22 protein-coding genes and 4 tRNA genes are annotated in these 18,708 nt (G+C 48.6%); 10 read left to right on the top strand and 16 right to left on the bottom strand.

All coding sequences use genetic code 11. The features are described 5' to 3' along the window. The first annotated feature begins 29 nt into the window (after window positions 1-29). A complete protein-coding gene (locus A1sIA56_RS06180; protein ID WP_095674024.1) occupies window positions 30-680 on the top strand; it encodes a TrmH family RNA methyltransferase in 651 nt (216 codons plus the stop codon). Here A1sIA56_RS06180 and A1sIA56_RS06185 read toward each other — a convergent pair. Continuing rightward, complete coding sequence (locus tag A1sIA56_RS06185; RefSeq protein WP_095674025.1) at window positions 677-1,639, bottom strand: tetratricopeptide repeat protein; 963 nt, start codon at window positions 1,637-1,639, stop codon at window positions 677-679. The two genes, A1sIA56_RS06180 and A1sIA56_RS06185, sit on opposite strands and share 4 nt — an antisense overlap. Window positions 1,640-1,807: 168 nt before the next feature. Between A1sIA56_RS06185 and A1sIA56_RS06190 the strand changes: the two genes are divergently transcribed. The 4 genes from A1sIA56_RS06190 (at window position 1,808) to A1sIA56_RS06205 (ending at window position 4,346) form a co-directional block, all read left to right on the top strand. Then, window positions 1,808-2,485, top strand: a complete 678-nt coding sequence (locus A1sIA56_RS06190; RefSeq protein WP_095674026.1) for an energy-coupling factor ABC transporter permease — start codon at window positions 1,808-1,810, stop codon at window positions 2,483-2,485. Then, window positions 2,482-2,784, top strand: coding sequence for a PDGLE domain-containing protein (locus tag A1sIA56_RS06980; protein WP_095674027.1), 303 nt, complete (start codon window positions 2,482-2,484; stop codon window positions 2,782-2,784). The genes A1sIA56_RS06190 and A1sIA56_RS06980 overlap by 4 nt, the downstream gene beginning before the upstream one ends. Before the next feature lie 92 nt (window positions 2,785-2,876). Next, the gene (cbiQ, locus tag A1sIA56_RS06200; protein ID WP_095674028.1) at window positions 2,877-3,599 is read left to right on the top strand and encodes a cobalt ECF transporter T component CbiQ; all 723 of its coding nucleotides are present in this window, start codon (window positions 2,877-2,879) and stop codon (window positions 3,597-3,599) included. Between the two features lie 3 nt (window positions 3,600-3,602). Continuing rightward, window positions 3,603-4,346: an energy-coupling factor ABC transporter ATP-binding protein gene (locus A1sIA56_RS06205; RefSeq protein ID WP_095674029.1), complete on the top strand. Its 744-nt coding sequence runs from the start codon at window positions 3,603-3,605 to the stop codon at window positions 4,344-4,346. Here A1sIA56_RS06205 and A1sIA56_RS06210 read toward each other — a convergent pair. From A1sIA56_RS06210 to A1sIA56_RS06220, 3 genes are all read right to left on the bottom strand, one after another. Beyond that, the gene (locus A1sIA56_RS06210; RefSeq protein WP_095674030.1) at window positions 4,323-5,222 is read right to left on the bottom strand and encodes a DMT family transporter; all 900 of its coding nucleotides are present in this window, start codon (window positions 5,220-5,222) and stop codon (window positions 4,323-4,325) included. The genes A1sIA56_RS06205 and A1sIA56_RS06210 overlap by 24 nt on opposite strands. 18 nt (window positions 5,223-5,240) lie before the next feature. Next, window positions 5,241-5,313, bottom strand: a tRNA-Lys gene (locus A1sIA56_RS06215). A gap of 29 nt (window positions 5,314-5,342) precedes the next feature. Further along, entirely contained in the window at window positions 5,343-6,308 is a 966-nt protein-coding gene (locus tag A1sIA56_RS06220) for an L-threonylcarbamoyladenylate synthase (protein ID WP_095674206.1), read from the bottom strand. Window positions 6,309-6,347: 39 nt separating this feature from the next. Here A1sIA56_RS06220 and A1sIA56_RS06225 point away from each other — a divergent pair, with 39 nt between their 5' ends. The 5 genes from A1sIA56_RS06225 (at window position 6,348) to A1sIA56_RS06245 (ending at window position 8,609) form a co-directional block, all read left to right on the top strand. Beyond that, the gene (locus A1sIA56_RS06225; RefSeq protein WP_095674031.1) at window positions 6,348-7,487 is read left to right on the top strand and encodes a glycosyltransferase; all 1,140 of its coding nucleotides are present in this window, start codon (window positions 6,348-6,350) and stop codon (window positions 7,485-7,487) included. A gap of 14 nt (window positions 7,488-7,501) precedes the next feature. Further along, the gene (locus A1sIA56_RS06230; protein ID WP_095674032.1) at window positions 7,502-8,209 is read left to right on the top strand and encodes an SIMPL domain-containing protein; all 708 of its coding nucleotides are present in this window, start codon (window positions 7,502-7,504) and stop codon (window positions 8,207-8,209) included. A gap of 77 nt (window positions 8,210-8,286) precedes the next feature. Next, window positions 8,287-8,359 (top strand) — tRNA-Glu (locus tag A1sIA56_RS06235). Between the two features lie 36 nt (window positions 8,360-8,395). Continuing rightward, window positions 8,396-8,469 (top strand) — tRNA-Asp (locus tag A1sIA56_RS06240). 66 nt (window positions 8,470-8,535) lie between these two features. Further along, window positions 8,536-8,609 (top strand) — tRNA-Phe (locus A1sIA56_RS06245). Window positions 8,610-8,623: 14 nt separating this feature from the next. On the opposite strand, the gene A1sIA56_RS06250 is transcribed toward A1sIA56_RS06245, so the two are convergent. The 12 genes from A1sIA56_RS06250 to purQ all read right to left on the bottom strand — a co-directional run bounded on the left by A1sIA56_RS06250 (window position 8,624) and on the right by purQ (window position 18,706). Beyond that, on the bottom strand, window positions 8,624-8,914 hold the full coding sequence (locus tag A1sIA56_RS06250; protein WP_223298431.1) for a DUF167 domain-containing protein: 291 nt from the start codon (window positions 8,912-8,914) through the stop codon (window positions 8,624-8,626). Between the two features lie 14 nt (window positions 8,915-8,928). After that, complete coding sequence (locus tag A1sIA56_RS06255) at window positions 8,929-9,120, bottom strand: DUF5302 family protein (protein ID WP_095674034.1); 192 nt, start codon at window positions 9,118-9,120, stop codon at window positions 8,929-8,931. A gap of 9 nt (window positions 9,121-9,129) precedes the next feature. Beyond that, window positions 9,130-10,170, bottom strand: coding sequence for an MraY family glycosyltransferase (locus A1sIA56_RS06260; protein ID WP_095674035.1), 1,041 nt, complete (start codon window positions 10,168-10,170; stop codon window positions 9,130-9,132). A gap of 29 nt (window positions 10,171-10,199) precedes the next feature. After that, on the bottom strand, window positions 10,200-10,397 hold the full coding sequence (locus A1sIA56_RS06265; RefSeq protein WP_095674036.1) for a BldC family transcriptional regulator: 198 nt from the start codon (window positions 10,395-10,397) through the stop codon (window positions 10,200-10,202). A gap of 140 nt (window positions 10,398-10,537) precedes the next feature. Then, window positions 10,538-11,353 (bottom strand): DUF8083 family protein, encoded by an 816-nt coding sequence (locus A1sIA56_RS06270; RefSeq protein ID WP_095674037.1) that lies wholly within the window; start codon window positions 11,351-11,353, stop codon window positions 10,538-10,540. Continuing rightward, window positions 11,350-11,526, bottom strand: coding sequence for a DUF3073 domain-containing protein (locus tag A1sIA56_RS06275; protein ID WP_095674038.1), 177 nt, complete (start codon window positions 11,524-11,526; stop codon window positions 11,350-11,352). Before A1sIA56_RS06275 ends, A1sIA56_RS06270 begins: the two co-directional genes overlap by 4 nt. Window positions 11,527-11,568: 42 nt before the next feature. Continuing rightward, complete coding sequence (locus A1sIA56_RS06280) at window positions 11,569-12,957, bottom strand: hypothetical protein (RefSeq protein WP_095674039.1); 1,389 nt, start codon at window positions 12,955-12,957, stop codon at window positions 11,569-11,571. A 5-nt stretch (window positions 12,958-12,962) separates the two neighbouring features. Beyond that, window positions 12,963-14,021 carry a phosphoribosylformylglycinamidine cyclo-ligase gene (gene purM / locus A1sIA56_RS06285; protein WP_095674040.1) on the bottom strand — a complete coding sequence of 353 codons (1,059 nt, stop codon included), beginning with the start codon at window positions 14,019-14,021 and terminating at the stop codon, window positions 12,963-12,965. Further along, entirely contained in the window at window positions 14,021-15,508 is a 1,488-nt protein-coding gene (gene purF, locus A1sIA56_RS06290) for an amidophosphoribosyltransferase (protein WP_095674041.1), read from the bottom strand. The genes purM and purF overlap by 1 nt, the downstream gene beginning before the upstream one ends. Beyond that, the gene (locus A1sIA56_RS06295; protein ID WP_095674042.1) at window positions 15,505-15,801 is read right to left on the bottom strand and encodes a sterol carrier family protein; all 297 of its coding nucleotides are present in this window, start codon (window positions 15,799-15,801) and stop codon (window positions 15,505-15,507) included. The genes purF and A1sIA56_RS06295 overlap by 4 nt, the downstream gene beginning before the upstream one ends. Before the next feature lie 5 nt (window positions 15,802-15,806). Then, window positions 15,807-18,038 carry a phosphoribosylformylglycinamidine synthase subunit PurL gene (gene purL, locus A1sIA56_RS06300; protein ID WP_095674043.1) on the bottom strand — a complete coding sequence of 744 codons (2,232 nt, stop codon included), beginning with the start codon at window positions 18,036-18,038 and terminating at the stop codon, window positions 15,807-15,809. After that, window positions 18,038-18,706, bottom strand: coding sequence for a phosphoribosylformylglycinamidine synthase subunit PurQ (gene purQ / locus A1sIA56_RS06305; RefSeq protein ID WP_095674044.1), 669 nt, complete (start codon window positions 18,704-18,706; stop codon window positions 18,038-18,040). The genes purL and purQ overlap by 1 nt, the downstream gene beginning before the upstream one ends. Window positions 18,707-18,708 lie beyond the last annotated feature (2 nt).

Below are 18,708 nucleotides of genomic sequence, written 5' to 3' on the forward strand. Positions count from 1 at the left end.
TGCCACTGCCTTAAGTTTAGAGTGCATCCATGGAAATCAATACACCTGCAGTCATCGGACCGGGTGAATTTTTCCCTGTTGTCGGAGTCGGGCCTCACGAAAAGCCATGGCCAACCGGCGCTCAATATGATCCTGAACTTCTTGAAAATGGCGATCGTAGAAATGTCTTGGACCATTACAGATATTGGACAGTTGAAGCAATTGTTGCCGATCTCAATACCAAGCGACATAAACTTCAGATTGCAATTGAGAATTGGCAACATGATTTAAATATCGGCTCCATAGTTCGCACAGCTAATGCATTTAACGCTTCTTATGTACATATTGTTGGCAAGCGCGACTGGAATAAGCGCGGAGCCATGGTGACAGATCGATATCTCACCGTTTTACATCATCCAACAATCGCAGAATTTGCTCAGTGGTGTGCAGAAAATGAAACACCGATTATTGGAATCGACAATGTTCCAGGTTCAAAGCACCTTGAAGGTGCGCAACTTCCAGAGAAATGCGTTCTTCTCTTTGGCCAAGAGGGCGCAGGCATGTCTGATGAAGGCATCGCTATCTGCGAAGTTCTCTATGCAATCGAGCAATACGGGTCAACGCGTTCCATGAACGCATCTGCAGCCGGTGCAATAGCTATGTACCACTGGGCTTTGCAACACCTGCCCCGCAAGATTTAATCGTTTAAAGTAACAATCGCATCCGTTTCAGGATCATCTGCGAGAGCTTCTCGTACAGACTTGAGGCGTCGTTCAACTTCATCGGCCTCTTCCATTCGACCAAGTTGGCGCATAACAGCAACCATACGGTCTTCGATATCGAGGATGAACTCAAAATCTTTTGGTTCATCTTCGGCAACTATCTGCAGAACGCCATCGAGAGTGGAAAGTCCGTCTTCTAGCTTTCCTAGAAGGATTTCAGCTTTTCCGAGTTCAAAAAGAGCAAAAGTTTCGCGGCGGTGATCGTGCGCAGTTTCAAAGACATCAATTGATTTCTGCGCCGCTTCGAAGGCTTTCTCGCCTTCTTTAAGTTCGTTGTAGCAAGATGCAATCTTCTGGTCGCAGCGAGCAACGTGGATGATTTCTTTCTCGAGCTTAAACATCTTGCGCGCTTCTTGGAAACAGATGACTGCTTCGGAGTAATTCTTCAGTTCGCGCTGTGCGCATCCGATGAGGTGCATATCGTTTGCTGCGCCGATGTTATTTCCATCAACGAGATGTTCTTGTGAACATTCGTACATGGTTTCGATTACCTTTTCGTAATTCTTTGAGGCGTACCACCATTCGCCGAGAGTGCAGGCGAGTTCAAGAGCGATAGGAGATTTGTTCTCACGCAAAATAGAAACTGCTTTGCTCATTGCAGTTGCTGCTTCATCCATACGCTTTAACTGATTGAGGTTGTATCCAATTGCAGAATATGCCTGAGCTAATCCTTCACTTGGCGCTGATGCTCCGAGTTCAGAGAAGATATCTCGCGCAGTTTCAGCGAGCGCGAGCGCCTCGTCATATTGGCCGCGAGCAAAGATGCGCGCAGAAAGTTCGTAATAAGTATTTGCTCGTTCTTCACCGTGGACTTCGGGGATTCGATCCCAGAGCATCTCTTCAGTTACGAGCTCGTCCTGGCCTTCGTCATCACTCATCAAAAGACCTCCCCTTGCTTCGTTCTAGCGCTTCCTACTAGGACTCGAGATTCACACACACTAGACCTAACGCCCAGGATGGGGCCGATATTTCCCTGCGAGAGGCGTGAGAATCTAGTCTTCTGCCTTCCAGATGCAGATGCAAATGATTTGCATTAACCTTCTTCCATGCATATTCCTGATGGGTTTATCGATATCCCTACGTCGACCGCCTTTGCCGCCCTTGCGGCAGCCGGAGTCGCTCTCTCAATTAAGGGAGCGAAATCGACTCTCGATGAGAAGACAGCTCCTCTTGCAGGACTTACTGCGACATTTATCTTTGCAGTTCAGATGCTCAACTTCCCCGTCGCTGCAGGAACTAGTGGCCACTTACTTGGAGGCGCACTTGCTGCCGTTCTTGTGGGGCCGTATGCGGCAACGCTTTCACTTACCGTCGTTCTCTTAATGCAAGGTCTCCTCTTTGCAGACGGTGGATTAACAGCAATTGGTCTCAATGTATTTAACATGGCGATCATCGGAGTCTGGGCTGGCTATGGCGCGTTCTTGCTTCTTCAAAAGATTTTGCCGTCATCAAAATTCTCCACAACGATTTCTGCAGGGTTAGCTGGATTGCTCTCAGTCCCAGCAGCTGCAGCAGGATTCGTATTGCAATACTCAATCGGTGCAAATGCAACATTCTCGGTCTCTGCAGTTTTGACAGCAATGATTAGTACTCACGTTCTTATCGGAATCGGTGAAGCGCTCATTACAGCTTTTGCAGTTGGCGCAGTTCTCGCGAGTCGTTCTGATTTGGTTTACGGATACAAGGGCGAGAAGCAAGCTCTCGAAATCAGGAGCGCATCGTGAAGAATAAAAACTTTCTACTTGCAGGCCTGCTTGCCTCTCTCTTGCTAGCTGGCGTCGCATCTTTCTATGCATCTTCTAGTCCTGATGGTCTTGAGAAAGTTGCAGAAGATATTGGATTTATCGATTCAGCAAAAGATCATGCAAATGCTGATGGCGCTCTCGCAGATTACGGAGTGAAGGGAATCGATAACCCTCGCTTCTCAACGGGTGCTGCGGGAGTTATTGGAGTCTTAGCTACAGGGGTTATTTCAACTGGCTTATTTATGCTGGTCCGCCGTAAGTCAGGTTCAGAGAAATAAAGCCGCATACTCAGGATTTAGATCTCGTTCACACCCACGGCCACCACCACGGCCACGATGTGGGTGAAAGGCTTTATCTACACAGACACTCTGTGACTCATCTACTTCCATCACACATCAAAATCCTCGCGGTTCTGGCCTTTATCTTGGTCGCAGTTTCTACTCCAATTACGCGTTGGCAGACTTTTATCGCTCTCTTTGCATTGGTGATTGCCGCTGCGTTCTTCAGCAAGATTCCTCTGCTTCTTCTCTTCAAGAGAGCACTCATCGAAATTCCATTCGTCTTCTTCGCAATCCTTATGCCTTTCTTTGGCGAAGGTGAGCGTTTTGAAATCGCCGGTATCCAGCTCTATCGCGAAGGTCTATTGGCCGGTACTTCTATCGTTGCCAAAGGAAGTCTCGGGGTACTTGCGGCAGTAATCCTTTCTACGACGACAACTGCGCGTGAAATTCTCCGTGGACTTGAAAGACTTAAATTGCCGACAGTCATGGTGCAGATTGCATCTTTCATGTTGCGCTACGTCAACGTAATTAGCGATGAGATGGAGCGCATGAAGATTGCGCGCGAATCTCGTGGATTTATCGCCACCGGAATTAAGCATTGGAAAGTAATCGCCACATCTGCGGCTGCTCTCTTTATCCGTTCTTACGAACGCGGCGAGCGAGTTCACTTGGCGATGCTTTCACGTGGTTTCGATGGAAATTTGCCGTCGCTTGGAAATCCTGTAGTTACAACTCGTCAGTGGTTTACCGCTCTATCTCTACCTGGAATTGCACTATCCACATCACTTCTATTTCTTGCGATCGGTTGGTAAAGCATGAACACAACACCAAGTCTGCAGATTTCAAATCTCGCCTTTGCCTACCCAGATGGCAACCAAGCGCTTTACGGCGTGAACCTCACAATCAGTAAGGGTGAGCGAGTAGCCCTTCTTGGTCCTAACGGTGCCGGTAAGACAACGCTTGTCATGCATATGAATGGAATTCATCCCACGATGCAGGGTGAAGTCAGAATTGCGGGCGAGCTCGTTGATGCAAAGAATAAAGAGACGCTCAAGCAGATTCGCGCCAAAGTAGGAATCGTTTTCCAAGATCCAGATGACCAACTTTTCATGCCGACCGTTGGCGAAGATGTTGCTTTCGGTCCATTCAATATGGGACTTCGTGGAGATGAATTAAGTGCAGTAGTTGATGAAGCTCTGAGCCAAGTTGGAATGCTTGAATTTAGAGATCGCCCACCTCACCATCTCTCATTCGGTCAGCGTCGTCGCGTGGCTGTTGCAACCGTGCTGGCTATGAAGCCAGAGATTCTTGTTATGGATGAGCCTTCTTCAAATCTTGATCCAGCTAGCCGCCGCGAATTGGCAGAGATTGTTCGATCATTAGATGTCACTATCGTCATGGTGACGCATGATCTTCCTTATGCACTCGAACTCTGCGAGAGATCAGTGATTCTTTCCGGTGGAATCATTGTTGCTGATGCACCTACGCGAGAAATTCTTACCAATGCCTCACTCTTGGCATCGCATCGCCTCGAGCTACCCGTTGGATTTACGCTGTAATAACTTGATTCGCTCTTGAGCAATCGCAGCGCCCAGCAATACCACTAGAGCCCCAACTGGTTCATGCCAGGTTACTTTCTCATTCAAGAAGATAACTCCCACAATCACCGCAACGAGCGGTGTTAAGTAAGTGACGCTACTTGCAATCGCACTTCCTGCAATCTCCATCACTCGGAAGTTCCAGAGGTATGCGAAACCACTTCCAAAGACACCAAGCCCGAGCATTCCAAGAAGCGGGCCAATTTTGTATTCGTCTTTAGCGATTCCATCAAAGAGATAGAAAGGCAGAAGCGTTGCTGCGGCCAAAGTTAGTTGGGTCGCGACAATCGATTCTGGCTTTAATTTATAAGGCATAACAAATCTGCGGGTATATGGATATGAGATTCCATAGCAAGCAACCGCAGCTAACAGAACGAGGATTGCCCAGAGCGGGTTATCTCCCAATCCTTTCCAAGCTCCGAGAACTGTAAGTACTCCGAGGAAGCCGATGAATAATCCGAATATTTGGAAGGCCTTTGGCTTCTCTTCGCGATTAACAACCAAGATTGCAATCAAGGTCATCAGCGGTGTAACTGCATTGATGATGCCTGCAAGAACTGATGTCACTTCTGTTTCAGCAAGAGCAAAGAAGATTCCAGGAATTACATTGAGCAGCAGAGCCACGATCCATAGGTGAAAGAGAACCTTGCGATCGGTTGGTAGTCGGAAACCGCGAAGCTTTGCAACAATCAAGAGCGTTGCCGCACCTAGGGCGCATCTTCCGAATGCGACTCCGAAAGGAGTCAGGAATTCAAGACCGAGTTTGATGAAGATAAAGGAACAGCCCCAGACAATTCCTACAGCGATATAAGTAGGAATCCAGGACTTATTTTTCATAGCGAGAAGATACAGGTGTGGGCCCTGTCGGGCTCGAACCGACGACCCACGGATTAAAAGTCCGTTGCTCTACCGACTGAGCTAAAGGCCCCAACTAAATAACTGGCGCAGTCTACTACCTCAGCGACCACGGCTGGCACGCAGTAATCGGTCGCGAATTGCCACAGAGATATCGTCACCAGAAGGCTGGTGCACGACAACTCGAGATAACGATTGCTCATCCGCGCTTCGAAGAGATGTGTAGAGAACTCGTGCAAAATCTTCATTGCTCTGCGGCGAAGATAAACGAATTACACCATCAGGTGTCGGAGTTGAAGCGAGTGCAATAAATCCATCGCCATTTTCGGGAGCGATATCAAGAACCACCTGCGCATTAGGTGAGTAGTGATTCTCCAGTGATCCACTGACGCGAATTTCCGTTGCATCGTATGAAATATCAATCCCTGTGACAGCCTCAATCATCTCTTCTGTGATTGCACCGGGGCGCAATATCTTTGGACTTTCTGTTGTGCAATCGATAATCGTTGATTCAACTCCAACTAGCGATGGTCCACCTTCAAGTAAGACATCTTCAGGCGCTAAGTATTGCGATAGTTCATCGCTGACTGCTTGGGCAGTTGTTGGAGAAACATGGCCAAAGCGATTAGCACTTGGTGCTGCAACTCCCTTGCCACCAAGTTTCTTAAATTCGCTCAGAAGTGCAAGTGCAATCACATGGTTAGGAACACGCAGTCCCACAGTGTCTTGTCCCCCAGTAATGAAATCTTGAGCAAGGGCAGAGCGCTTGAGAATCAAAGTCATTGGGCCTGGCCAGAAATTGCGAGCAAGTGCGATTGCATAATCTGGGATGTCATCTGACCAATCAGCGATATCTTGCATATCGCCAACATGAACGATGAGCGGATGATCTGCAGGGCGACCCTTTGCTTCATAAATGCGAGCAACAGCAGATGCATTGGTGGCATCAGCACCTAATCCGTAGACAGTCTCGGTTGGAAATGCGACCAGGTGGCCTGCCTGCAAGGTCTGGGCGGCGCGAGCCATCGCATCGGCTGTGCACTTAGATACGAATTGCCCGCTAGTCATAAGTTCAATTATCCAGCCTTTTTGCGAGAAGATAACCACATGGCTGAGCGCATCAAAGTTATGCAGATCATCGCCCGCATGAATGTGGGTGGTCCAGCCGTCATTGTTGCCGAGTTAATGCGCGGCCTTGATTCCTCACGATTCGAACAAGTTCTTATCACCGGTTACTGCGATGAAACAGAAGCTGATTATCTGGATGAAGTTGCTACCGATATCAAGGCAACTCGCATTGCAGGTCTTGGTCGCTCGGTTTCGCCGATTGCCGACTTAAAAGCATTTATTGGATTAGTACAGAAGATTAGAACTTTTAAACCCGATGTCATCCATACCCATACAGCTAAGGCTGGCGTGCTTGGTCGTTTGGCTTCGATCATTGCAGGGCGTGGAGCGACTCGTATCCATACCTTCCATGGCCACTTACTTCACGGTTATTTTGCAGGGTGGAAGACCTCACTTGTTATCGCCATTGAGAAGTTCTTAGCAAAGCGCACTCACTTTCTTGTTGCCATTGGCAATGAAGTAAAGAACGACCTGATCCATGCTGGCATTGGAAGTGCAGATCAATACAGTGTCTTCTTCCCAGGACTACCAGCGCCTCACACTGCGAGCAAGTCAGAACTTCGAAAGAACCTCGAGCTAGACCCAGCCACTATTTACTGCACCTTTGTTGGCCGCCTCACTCAGATTAAACGCCCTGATCGTTTACTCGATATCTCAGCTGCAATGGTGAAGCGAGAAGTTGCTATCCATTTCTTAGTTGCCGGCGAAGGCGAACTCTTTGAGAGTTCGAAGGCTCGCGCTGCTGCAGAGAACTTGCCCGTTACCTTCCTAGGCTGGCGTAAAGATATTGATGACTTATTTGCAGCCAGCGATATCGCAATTCTTACCAGCGATAATGAAGGTATTCCGCTGACTTTGATTCAAGCGGCGCAGGCAGGGCTTCCAATCGTTGCTCCAGCTGTTGGATCGATTTCAGATATTGTCGACAACGATAAAACAGGCTTCCTTACTTCACCTCAACCAGGTGGAATGGCTAGTGCGTTAAGCGCTCTAGCGACCGATTCAGAGCTGCGAAATCGACTTGGTTCTGCGGGCAAAGCGCATGCTCATGAGTATTTCTCGCTAGAGCGAATGCTCCGAGATCACACAGAAATCTATAACCGCTCACACAATAAGTAAGAGATAATAGGTTTATGACAACTCGTAAACGTATCTCCGTAATTGCCCTTTTGATGACTGTTGCTGCGGGAGTTCTAAGCCCTGCAGCTGAAGCAGCAGCAACTCGCTACATCACAGTCTCAGCACAAGGCGTCGTAAAAGTTGTCCCAGATGCAGTTCGAATCAACGCAACTGCTACCGCTGTAGCTGCAACAAGCAAAGAAGCCCTTGCTGCAACAGCAAAGACTGCAACAGCAGTTCGTGCGGCACTTAAGACAGCAAAGATTGATACAAAAGATATTGCCACTCAGAGCGTTACGGTCTATCCGGAATATAAGTACACCAATGACGGTGGATCTACTCTGACTGGATACCGCGGTTCACAGTCATTTACCATCACGGTTCGCGCTGCTGATACAGCAGGCGCACTCGTTGATTCACTCGTTGCAGCCGGTGGCGATAATTTGCAGATCAATGGCGCAACACCATTCGTACTTGATTCAACAAAATCACTCGAAGCAGCACGAGCTGCTGCAGTAAAGAGCGCTAAAGCAAAAGCATCTTCCTATGCAAAGTTAATGGGAGCAAAGCTCGGCAAAGTTAATTACCTCATTGAGAATTCTGCTCCTACAAATTACACACCTGTGATGGCTGTTGCTAAAGCAGAATCTGATGCAACGGTGATTGATTTAGGTCAGCAAGATGTGACCATTGCCGTCACAGTTCAGTGGGCTCTGCTCTAAAACTGCCCGTTTTCTAGGGTCTTTTTCGCGAGTTTGGTCGTGCACGCTTAAGAAGGTACGATTTGCGAGCCTCAAACGTCCCCATCGTCTAGGGGCCTAGGACATCGCCCTTTCACGGCGGTAACACGGGTTCGAATCCCGTTGGGGGCACTCGAGGTAGCAAGAAGTACGGCTTTGATTTATCAAGGCCCGGTAGCGCAGTTGGTTAGCGCGCCGCCCTGTCACGGCGGAGGTCGCGGGTTCAAGTCCCGTCCGGGTCGCGAAAGAAGAGAGTGTCCACACGCTCTCTTCTTTTTTTAACATAGCAATAACTACAACTACATATTGGCTCGGTAGCTCAGTTGGTACGAGCGCGCGACTGAAAATCGTGAGGTCGACAGTTCGATCCTGTCCCGAGCCACAAGTGCTTCTTCATTACAGAAGTTTGGGTTCGCCCATTAACTCTTCAAGCTTTGCTTGGAGAGTTTTTTTATCTCCATCGACTAATAACCGTTTATCGCGACCCAGTTCGCCAAAGACAATTGTGAAATCACGGGCTCGCAGATTAAAAGCGCTAGCTAACTCTTTTATAACTGCTTGATTGGCTTTGCCATCGACTGCAGGAGCTTGCACTGCAACGATTAATCGAGGGGGTTCTCCAACGCTTCCGCCAACTTTATTTCGCGAAGCGTTTGGTCGAACTCTAATTTCAAGAAGAAATGGCACTGCTAGAAGAAAATTTAGCCTGCAGAACCTGAGCCAGATGGTCCGGCCTTACGCTGAACTTGTGGAGCTCCACCGCTGCGTTGTCCGCCGCGAATCTTTGATCCTGATTCAGAATGTGTTTGAGTGCCTGGAGCGCCCTTCTTATTCTTCTTTGCTTCAAGGGCAGCAAGCATTCTTGCTTTCATGTCATCATTCTTATCGGCCATGGTGAGAGTCTACCCCTCAGATGGAATTCGTAAGAAGAAAATCAGTTTTGCAACCCACACTGTTGCTCCAAAGATGATGAGCGGCAGACCGTATGTATCCGGCCATGTATAGATTGCAAGAGCGATAAAGCCGTAGAAGGCCGCTAAACCCCACAGCGTGAAAGCTGTGATGCGCCGGTTTAGACCTTCGCGCATTAGGCGATGTGACAAGTGATCGCGTCCACCTTGGAATGGAGAGATGCCGCGATAAAGGCGTGAAATAACGGCGACGGTGGTGTCGAGAATCGGTGTTGCCATTAAGAAGAGCGGAATAGCAAGTGATTTATAGGAAGGAATTACTCCAGGGCTTAAACGAATCGTGAGCACCGAGATGATGATTCCAAGGAAGAGAGAGCCCGCATCTCCCATGTAAATCTTGGCAGGGTGGCGGTTCCAGATAAGAAAGCCTGCAGTTGCGCCTGCTGTAACGATTGCAAGTGCGCTGACCAAAATCTGTTGGCGGTCATAGGCGATAAAGAAGAGGAAGAAGGTAATAACTGCAACTGTTCCTGCTGCTCCACCATCGTGGTTATCGAAGAAGTTAATTGAATTACAGACGCCGACGATCCAGAGAACGGTGATCGAGTAGTTAAGTAGGTGGTTATTGAAGGCAAATCCCATTGTGTCGGTAACGGTCAAAATGACTGCAACGATGATTCCAGTGAAAGTCTGAGCAACGAGACGAGGCCATGGTTCAAGACCTTTGAGGTCATCCCAAAGCCCCATCGCTGAAATTGCAATTGCAGGTACAAGAACAAAGCTTGCAAGTTTCAAGCTATCAATTGAGAAATCGACGGCAAGGATTGATCCGTAGGATGCAGAAACGATTCCGATAGCAATCGCAACTCCACCTAAATAAGGAACTGGCTCCTTCTGAGCTTTGCGAGCAAGTGTCGGTGCATCGACTGCGCCAACACGCAAAGCGACATTACGAATTGGCGGAGTAATGAGTCCAACAAAAACGAGTGTCAGAAAACCGAGTAAGAAAAATTGCTCAATGGAATAGGTCATAGTGAAAAGTTCATCTAGCTAAATAGGTATTAGTTCTGTGCCTTGAAATAATTTGCGCGAAGATCATCGACTTCAGATTTACGATAACGACGGTGGCCACCCAATGTACGAATCGAGGTGAGCTTTCCTGCCTTTGCCCAGCGAGTAACTGTCTTGGGATCAACACCAAAGAGATCAGCGACTTCGCGTGGGGTAAGGAGTACCTCTGCATCAGGCAGACGATTCATAAGCTCTCCCACTTAATTCACTCATCGGATGCGGGACTGAAATGTCCGTTTTGCTCCGTAATGACGGGAAGTATTCCTCACGAAATCACCTGTGGCAATACCGCCGAAGATGAAATCCAAAATGAAATTATCTAGGAGCGCTAAATTGCTGATTCGAAGGCTTGAACTGCGCGCCAGCGGGAAACCAAGCGCTCATAACCCTGACCTGCGATTGAACCATCGCCGGCTGAGAGCCCAGACAAACTAAATGCAACATCTTCAATGGATGAATCATCATTAATCCCATCAAGGCCTTGGGCACGAAGTGCTGAATCGAGATAACCGGCCAGCCCACCGTAATCGAGTTCGACAAGTGATTCAGGGTGGAAGAGTTCAAGCCAATCGATCATATTTTCAATCTCTTGCTCGACAGGACCTTGTCCAAATGCACCAAGAACAGTTTCATGAGACTCGAGTGCACGTTCGCGTGCCTTCGACATTGTGGTGCGAGCAAAAGAATACGGTCCATCTTCATCTACTCCGCGCACTCGTTCATCGGGAGTAAAAATCGAGAACCAGCGAGGTGGAACAACCCAATTCTCAGTGATGATGTGCGGCACGCGATCTTCAAGTAGATCAACGCCAGTTGTAATTACCTCTTCGAGTGAAGATGGAATAAAGAATGGCGTGATGGAAGATGGGAGTGAATCTTTAAAATCATCAAGAGCTGCCCAGCAACGAGTTGCAGTAGACCACGGCGACACATAACGAGTTCCATTGATATCAAGAACGTGTGCACCATCAGGGCGAACGGCTGGAGGTTCAGGAAAAACTAAACGACGAAGTGCGAGCGCCTGCTCTTCTTTTCGAGAGTCGATTGATGCATCGATATTCTGCCAACGAATTCGGTCGACAGGTTCGAATGCTGAAAGGGGTTCGTAAATTCGCAGTGATGCGACATACGGCGTTGGTTTCACGCGCGTGGAATGTAATTGCCTTCAGCAAAAGGATCGTCATCATCCTGATTCTGCTGATTAGGGACATCTCCGTGGAGTTCCTTAGTAAGGCGATCGAGGTCCATGTCCTGAGAGTTGTACTTCAAATCGCGAGCAACCTTGGTCTGCTTAGCTTTTGCACGGCCGCGGCCCATGGGCGACCTCCTTACGAATAGCTGATGTGCCAGGCGCGTAGGTTATCGCGCCTGAGCGCTGGACTCCAAAGCAACGGCAAATGAGCCTGTTTTGACCCGATGACGGAGGGCGAAGTAGCCCAAGACCTGCAGAAAGACGCTCAGAGACATCGTAGGGATGCGGAAACGGTGATCTCCAATCGTTCCCATGGATACGAGCCACGAGATGACGACAGGGATAGCAGAGGCATATGCCAGGTTGGCATAGATGCCCTTCATGGAACGGAGCCAGAAGAATCCGATGAAGAAGAGAGAGATGCAACCGATGACCCAGAAGAATGAAATTCCGCGGCCAATTGATTTATAGACAAGGTCGTTGCCGGATTGGCTGCCCTTGGCGATATTTACAATCGGATTGACCTTAAGCCATGGATTGCGCGCCATCGTTCCGTTACCAAGTGGGCCAGACCAAGGTGTCCAATAGAACCAAGCCTTGTTAATAAAGAGGCGGATTGATTTTCCAGGGTTGCTTGCATACCACTTGATCACACACTTCACGACATCGTTATCAGTAACTGCAGTTGCTGGCGCTACTGGCTCGCAAGGAACATCAGGACCAGTGTGTGCGTATCCGCCTTGAGTTTCATCGCCTGCACCGATGCGCATTGTGACGCCCAAGTTTGTAGAAATAACTGACTTATCAATCGACTGAATATTTCGCTGAATCATGATGGCAGGTGCAAGAGCCATGATTCCAACAACGCCGACAAGAATCAGTGCTTGTGCTTTACGGCCCTTAGTGATGAGCGCCCACAAAACTGCAATAACGATTGAGGTAAGAATCCAGCGGGGCTGCATAAAAGTTGCTAGCGCTGAGAAGAATCCTGCAGAAATAACGCGGAGAATAAATTGGCGATCATGCGCACTTTGTCGTGACTTCATAATCAAGCCGACAACCATCAACATACATGCAGCGATAGGGCTTTCATATCCGACGGCCAATGAACTGAGTGAGAGCGTTGGATTGAAGGCGAGTGCAAGGCCAATAAGGAACATATATGGCTGCAACTTGGTGCCACGTAGCTGCTTTACAAAGTAATAGCTTGCGTATGCGTAGAAAATAGATTGGGTAAATGAAATAAGGAAGATGACATGAGCAAGTGAAATCTTTGTGAGGATCCAGATAAGAATGGGATAGCCAGCTGGCCAGTAAGAAAGAATGCTCTTATCGCTGAAATAACCTTGCTGAAGTAAGCCATCGACGCCACTTAAGTAGTTCTCACCATCTGCGCCTAACCACCCACCCAACATCGCACCATCAGTCCCACGGATATTGGACATGATGATCAGTTTGATGAAGAAGGCGAAGACAGGAATGGCGATGAGATAGAAGCTGATCTTCTTTGCAGATGATGCCTGCTTCCTAGCTGCGACCTTGGACTTACTTGCCATGAAATTTACCCCTTGTAGTCAGATACCAAGTATGAACGAGCAGCGTCCTTATCTCCAGAAGGCTCAACGACGCCAGCAATCCAAGCTGACATGCCTCGCGCTGCCAATGAGCGAATTACTAAATCTCCGATAGCTGGGTCGACGACAGCCGACATTCCAATGCCACAGTTCCAGGTGCGTTCCATATCTTCTTGTGGGACAGAAGCAACATCTGCCAAGAACTTAGTTGCGGCCGGAAGCGCCCAAGTAGAACGATCATATTTCGCGGTAAGGCCTGCAGGGATAACTCGTGCAGTGTTGTCAGCAAGTCCGCCGCCAGTGATGTGGCTAAATGTACGTAACTTCTCGCCCTGCGCCTTGATGAGTGCAAGACAGTCGAGTGAGTAAATCTCAGTCGGGGTCAGAAGAATCTCACCGAGTGACTGTGAGAAACCTTCATAAGTCTTTGAAAGGTCAAGTTTCTGAGAGCTGAGAATGTGGCGAATTAATGAATAACCATTTGCATGGAATCCACTTGCTGGCATTGCGATGATGAGATCTCCGGCCTTAACGCGATGAGCGCCAAGTTGTTTATCTGCATCTACTGCGCCAGTTGCAGCTCCTGCGATATCAAATTCATCTTCTGCAAGAAGTCCGGGGTGTTCTGCAGTCTCGCCACCAACAAGTGCTGTTCCAGCTTTCTGACAACCACGCGCAATTCCAGCGACGATATCTGAAATGCGCTCAGGGATCACTTTTCCAACAGCGATGTAATCAGTCATAAAGAGTGGTTCTGCGCCACAAACAACAAGATCATCAACAACCATGGCAACGAGATCTTCACCGATGGTGTCGTACTTACCCATTGCACGTGCAATCTCTGTCTTTGTTCCGACGCCATCGGTTGATGTTGCAAGTAGTGGTTGCTTCATCTCTTTCAGTGCTGATGCATCAAAGAGGCCAGCAAACCCACCAATGCCACCCATTACTTCAGGGCGTGATGCGCGGGCAATTGAGGCCTTCATCAATTCAACTGCGCGATCTCCTGCATCGATATCAACGCCAGAATCTTTATACGTTGCCATTACTTGTGAACCTTTACTGTGTGAACATCTGTGACTTCAAGGCGCATTTTGCCTTCTGACATATCTGTTGGAATAGCGATTGGGTATTGTCCTGAGAAACATGCACGGCAGAGCTTCTCTTCGGCAACGTTAGTCGCTTCAATCAAACCTTCTTCAGAAACGTAAGCGAGTGAATCAGCGCCAATAGAGCGACGAATCTCTTCAACTTCAAGGCCACTGGCAATGAGTTCTGCGCGAGTAGCAAAGTCGATTCCGTAGAAACAAGGCCACTTCACAGGTGGGGATGAAATTCGAACGTGAATCTCGAGAGCACCAGCTTCACGCAACATACGTACAAGTGCGCGCTGCGTATTGCCACGAACAATTGAATCATCGACAACGATGATTCGTTTTCCTTCGATGATCTCGCGTAGCGGATTAAGTTTGAGGCGAATACCAAGTTGGCGAATAGTTTGTGATGGTTGAATAAATGTACGGCCAACATAGGAATTCTTCACAAGTCCTAAGCCGTATGGGATTCCTGATTGTTTTGCGTAACCAATAGCTGCAGGCGTTCCTGATTCAGGAACGGGTATTACAAGATCTGCATCTACTGGCGCTTCAATGGCAAGGCGCTGGCCAATGCGGCCGCGGACTGCATGAATGCTCTGTCCAGCAATTGTTGTATCTGGTCGGGCAAGATAGACATATTCAAATATGCAACCCTTTGGTTCAGGCTTTGCCCACATCTCAGAGCGAATTCCATCTTCATTGATTGCAAGGAATTCACCTGGTTCGACTTCACGAACAAAAGCTGCACCGACAATGTCGAGCGCTGCAGATTCTGATGCAACTACCCAGCCACGATCGAGTTTGCCGATAACAAGTGGGCGAACACCATGACGATCGCGCGCTGCATACAAGGTGTGTTCATCCATAAAGACGAGTGAGAAGGCACCTTCAAGCTTTGGCAAAACAGCGAGTGCACTTGCTTCAACGTTCTTCTCGTCTTGCAGACCAATGAGCGCCGTCATGATTTCAGTATCTGTCGTTGCACCGCGTTCATTCTTTGGTGTTTCAACCTCAAGTTTCTGCACTAACTCGGCAAGGTCGCCAGTGTTTGTGAGATTGCCATTGTGAGCAAGCGCCAAAGTTCCGTACTTTGTTGGGCGAAGAGTTGGCTGCGCATTGACCCATGTGCTTGAACCTGTTGTGCTGTAGCGGCAGTGACCGATTGCAAGATTGCCAACGAGTGAAGCTAAATCTGTTTCAGTGAAGACCTGTGAAACCAAGCCCATATCTTTATAGACCAAGATGCGATTGCCATCAGATGTTGCGATTCCTGCTGATTCTTGTCCGCGATGTTGCAACGCGTAAAGGCCGTAGAACGTTAACTTTGCGACTTCTTCGCCTGGTGCCCACACGCCAAAGACTCCACATGCATCTTGCGGACCTTTATCGTCTTCAAGAACGTTGTGATTTAACAATCCATCTGGGCGACGGCTCATGGGGTCATCCTAAGCGGTAGTAGTTGGGATAAATCGGCGCGGATGCCAGAAGCGGAGATCAGGCCAGCTGCCATTGCATCTGCCCAACTCTTTTCACCATTGGCAAGTGCCAACCATGTCTGTGCATCCATCTCAACAGTATTCGGTGGAGTTCCGCGAGTATGTGTTGGACCTTCACCGCATTGCACTGCGGCATATGGCGGAATACGAACTTCGATGGCGCGACCAGGTGCACGTTCAGTAAGGAGAGCGAGAGTCTCCTTTACTTCTGCAAGTACCTGTGGATCGCGCATCGAATTTATCCAAACAACTTTGGGAAAGTTTCGGTATGCGCTTTACGAAGTTCAACCAGTGAAATCTTCGCGTCGTTGATAACGAGTGAATCTCCCCCAGTTGTTCCAATCTTTGTCAGCGCAATCTTCTGAGAAGCTGCCTCGCTTGTAAGTGCGGCGGTTCGTGCAGGGTCAATAGCAACGACTACACGTCCTGGGGTTTCGCTCAAAAGTGCAAGACCAACATTGTCGAGTTGCACAGTTGCACCTGTGTTGTAACGCAGAACCATTTCGGTCAGAGTTGCAGCAAGACCGCCCTGACTTAAATCGTGCGCTGCGCTAAAGATCTTCTTTGTGCGGCCAGCAACAAGAAGATCAATCAATCGCATTTCACGTTGAAGATCTGCAGTTGGTGCAATACCGCCACGTTGGTCGTGCATGTATGCCCATTCGCTACCCGCAAGATCATTCTCGGTTTCACCTAATAGGTAGAGATCAAGACCTGCGCGATCAAATGACATTGGAGTGCGTGTACGAACATCATCGATTACTCCAAGAACACCAATGACTGGAGTTGGAAGAATTGCTACTGCGCCTGTCTGGTTGTAGAACGAGACGTTTCCGCCTGTTACAGGAAGACCCATCTCTAGACAGCCATCAGCAAGGCCACGCACTGACTCTGCGAACTGCCACATTACCCCTGGATCTTCAGGAGAACCAAAGTTAAGGCAGTTAGTAACAGCTAGTGGTTTTGCGCCAGCAGTTGCAATATTGCGAGCAGCTTCAGCAAGTGCCAACTTCGCGCCTTCGTATGGATTCAGATATGACCAGTTGGCATTGGCATCTGTGGCAACTGCAACTCCGAGATGCGTCTTCTCATCGATACGCACCATTCCAGAGTCATCTGGCTGCGATTGAATTGAGTTTCCCTGGACATAACGGTCGTATTGATCAGTTACCCAAGACTTATCTGCAAGGTTTGGAGTTGCAGCAAGTTTCAAAACTGTTGCTTTGATTTCATCAGCAGTTGTTGGAAGCGGAACGTTGATAACTTCCTTTGCAACTGCATCGATATAGGCTGGTTGTGCAAGTGGTCGGTTATAGACCGGACCATCGTGGGCCACAGTGCGAGGTGGAACATCAACGATAAGTTCGCCGTTCCAGGTAATTTCAAGATGGTTGCCATCTGTGACTTCACCAATGACCGTGACAGTGACATCCCACTTCTCGCAGATTTCGAGGAAGCGAGCAATCTTGCTTGGTTCGACAATTGCGCACATGCGCTCTTGTGATTCTGACATCAAGATTTCTTCTGGTGAAAGTGATGGATCGCGCAATGGAACCTTGTCGAGCTGAACCTTCATGCCACCTGAGCCACCTGAAGCAAGTTCTGATGTTGCACAAGAAAGACCTGCGCCGCCAAGATCTTGAATACCTACAACTAAATCTTCAGCGAAGATTTCGAGTGAACATTCGATAAGAACTTTCTCAACGAATGGATCGCCAACCTGAACTGCCGGACGCTTTGCAGGTCCCTTTGATTCAAAAGTTTCAGAAGCAAGGACAGATACTCCGCCGATTCCATCTCCGCCAGTCTTTGCCCCGTAGAGAACGACAAGGTTTCCGGCACCGGCAGCTTTGGCAAGCTTGATATCGCTATGTTTCATAACGCCTACGCAAAGAGCATTAACCAAAGGGTTTCCGAGGTAGGTCTCATCGAATACAACTTCGCCACCGATATTTGGCAAACCAAGACAGTTTCCGTATCCACCGACGCCTGCAACGATGCCAGGTAATACGCGTCGAGTATCGGCTGCATCCGCTGGACCAAAGCGAAGTGGATCCATCACTGCGATCGGACGTGCACCCATCGTCAAGATGTCACGAACGATTCCACCAACGCCGGTTGCAGCGCCTTGGTATGGCTCGATAAATGATGGGTGGTTGTGAGATTCGATTTTGAAAGTTACTGCGTAACCCTGACCAACATCGACAACGCCAGCGTTCTCGCCGATACCGACAAGAAGAGCATCGGTCTTAACAGCCTTGTCACCGAATTGCTTCAGGTGAACTTTGGAAGATTTATATGAGCAGTGTTCGGACCACATCACTGAATACATAGCGAGTTCAGATGAAGTTGGGCGGCGACCAAGAATTTCCTTGATGCGCGCGTATTCGTCGGGCTTCAAGCCAAGTTCAGCAAATGGTTGTGAAGCGTCTGGATTTGCTTGTGCTGTTGCAACGGTATCGAGTGACATTACTTCACCATCGCTTTCAGAACGGAAGTAAAGAACCCAAGACCATCTGCTGATGGACCAGTAAGTGAATCGATTGCATGTTCGGGGTGTGGCATCAAACCAACAATATTTCCACGTTCGTTTGTAATTCCAGCAATCAAATTACGTGATCCATTTGGATTTTCGCCAACATAGCGAGCAATGATGCGACCTTCGCCTTCAAGCGCTGCAAGGGTTTCATCATCGCACATATATGCGCCTTCTCCATTCTTTAAGGGAATGAGGATCTCTTGCCCTTGAGTAAATGAAGATGTCCACGCAGTATTTGTATTTTCGATGGTCAGTTTCTGGTCACGGCATAAGAAGTGAAGTTCGTGGTTACGAGTAAGCGCACCTGGTATCAGGTGAGCTTCGGCAAGGACCTGAAAGCCGTTACAGATACCTAGTAGAGGCATACCGCCCTGGGCTGCCTTGATGATTGGCTCCATCACTGGAGAAAAGCGAGAGATTGCACCACAACGGAGATAGTCACCGTAAGAGAAGCCACCAGGGAGGATGACTGCATCTACACCGTGAAGATCTGCATCGTTATGCCACAAAGCAACTGATTCGCCACCGGCATGGCGTACAGCGCGGGCTGCATCTCGATCATCGAGAGTGCCTGGAAAAGTTACAACACCAATTTTCATTG

Origin of the sequence: Candidatus Planktophila sulfonica (assembly GCF_002288065.1) — a bacterium.
Lineage (GTDB): Bacteria > Actinomycetota > Actinomycetes > Nanopelagicales > Nanopelagicaceae > Planktophila > Planktophila sulfonica.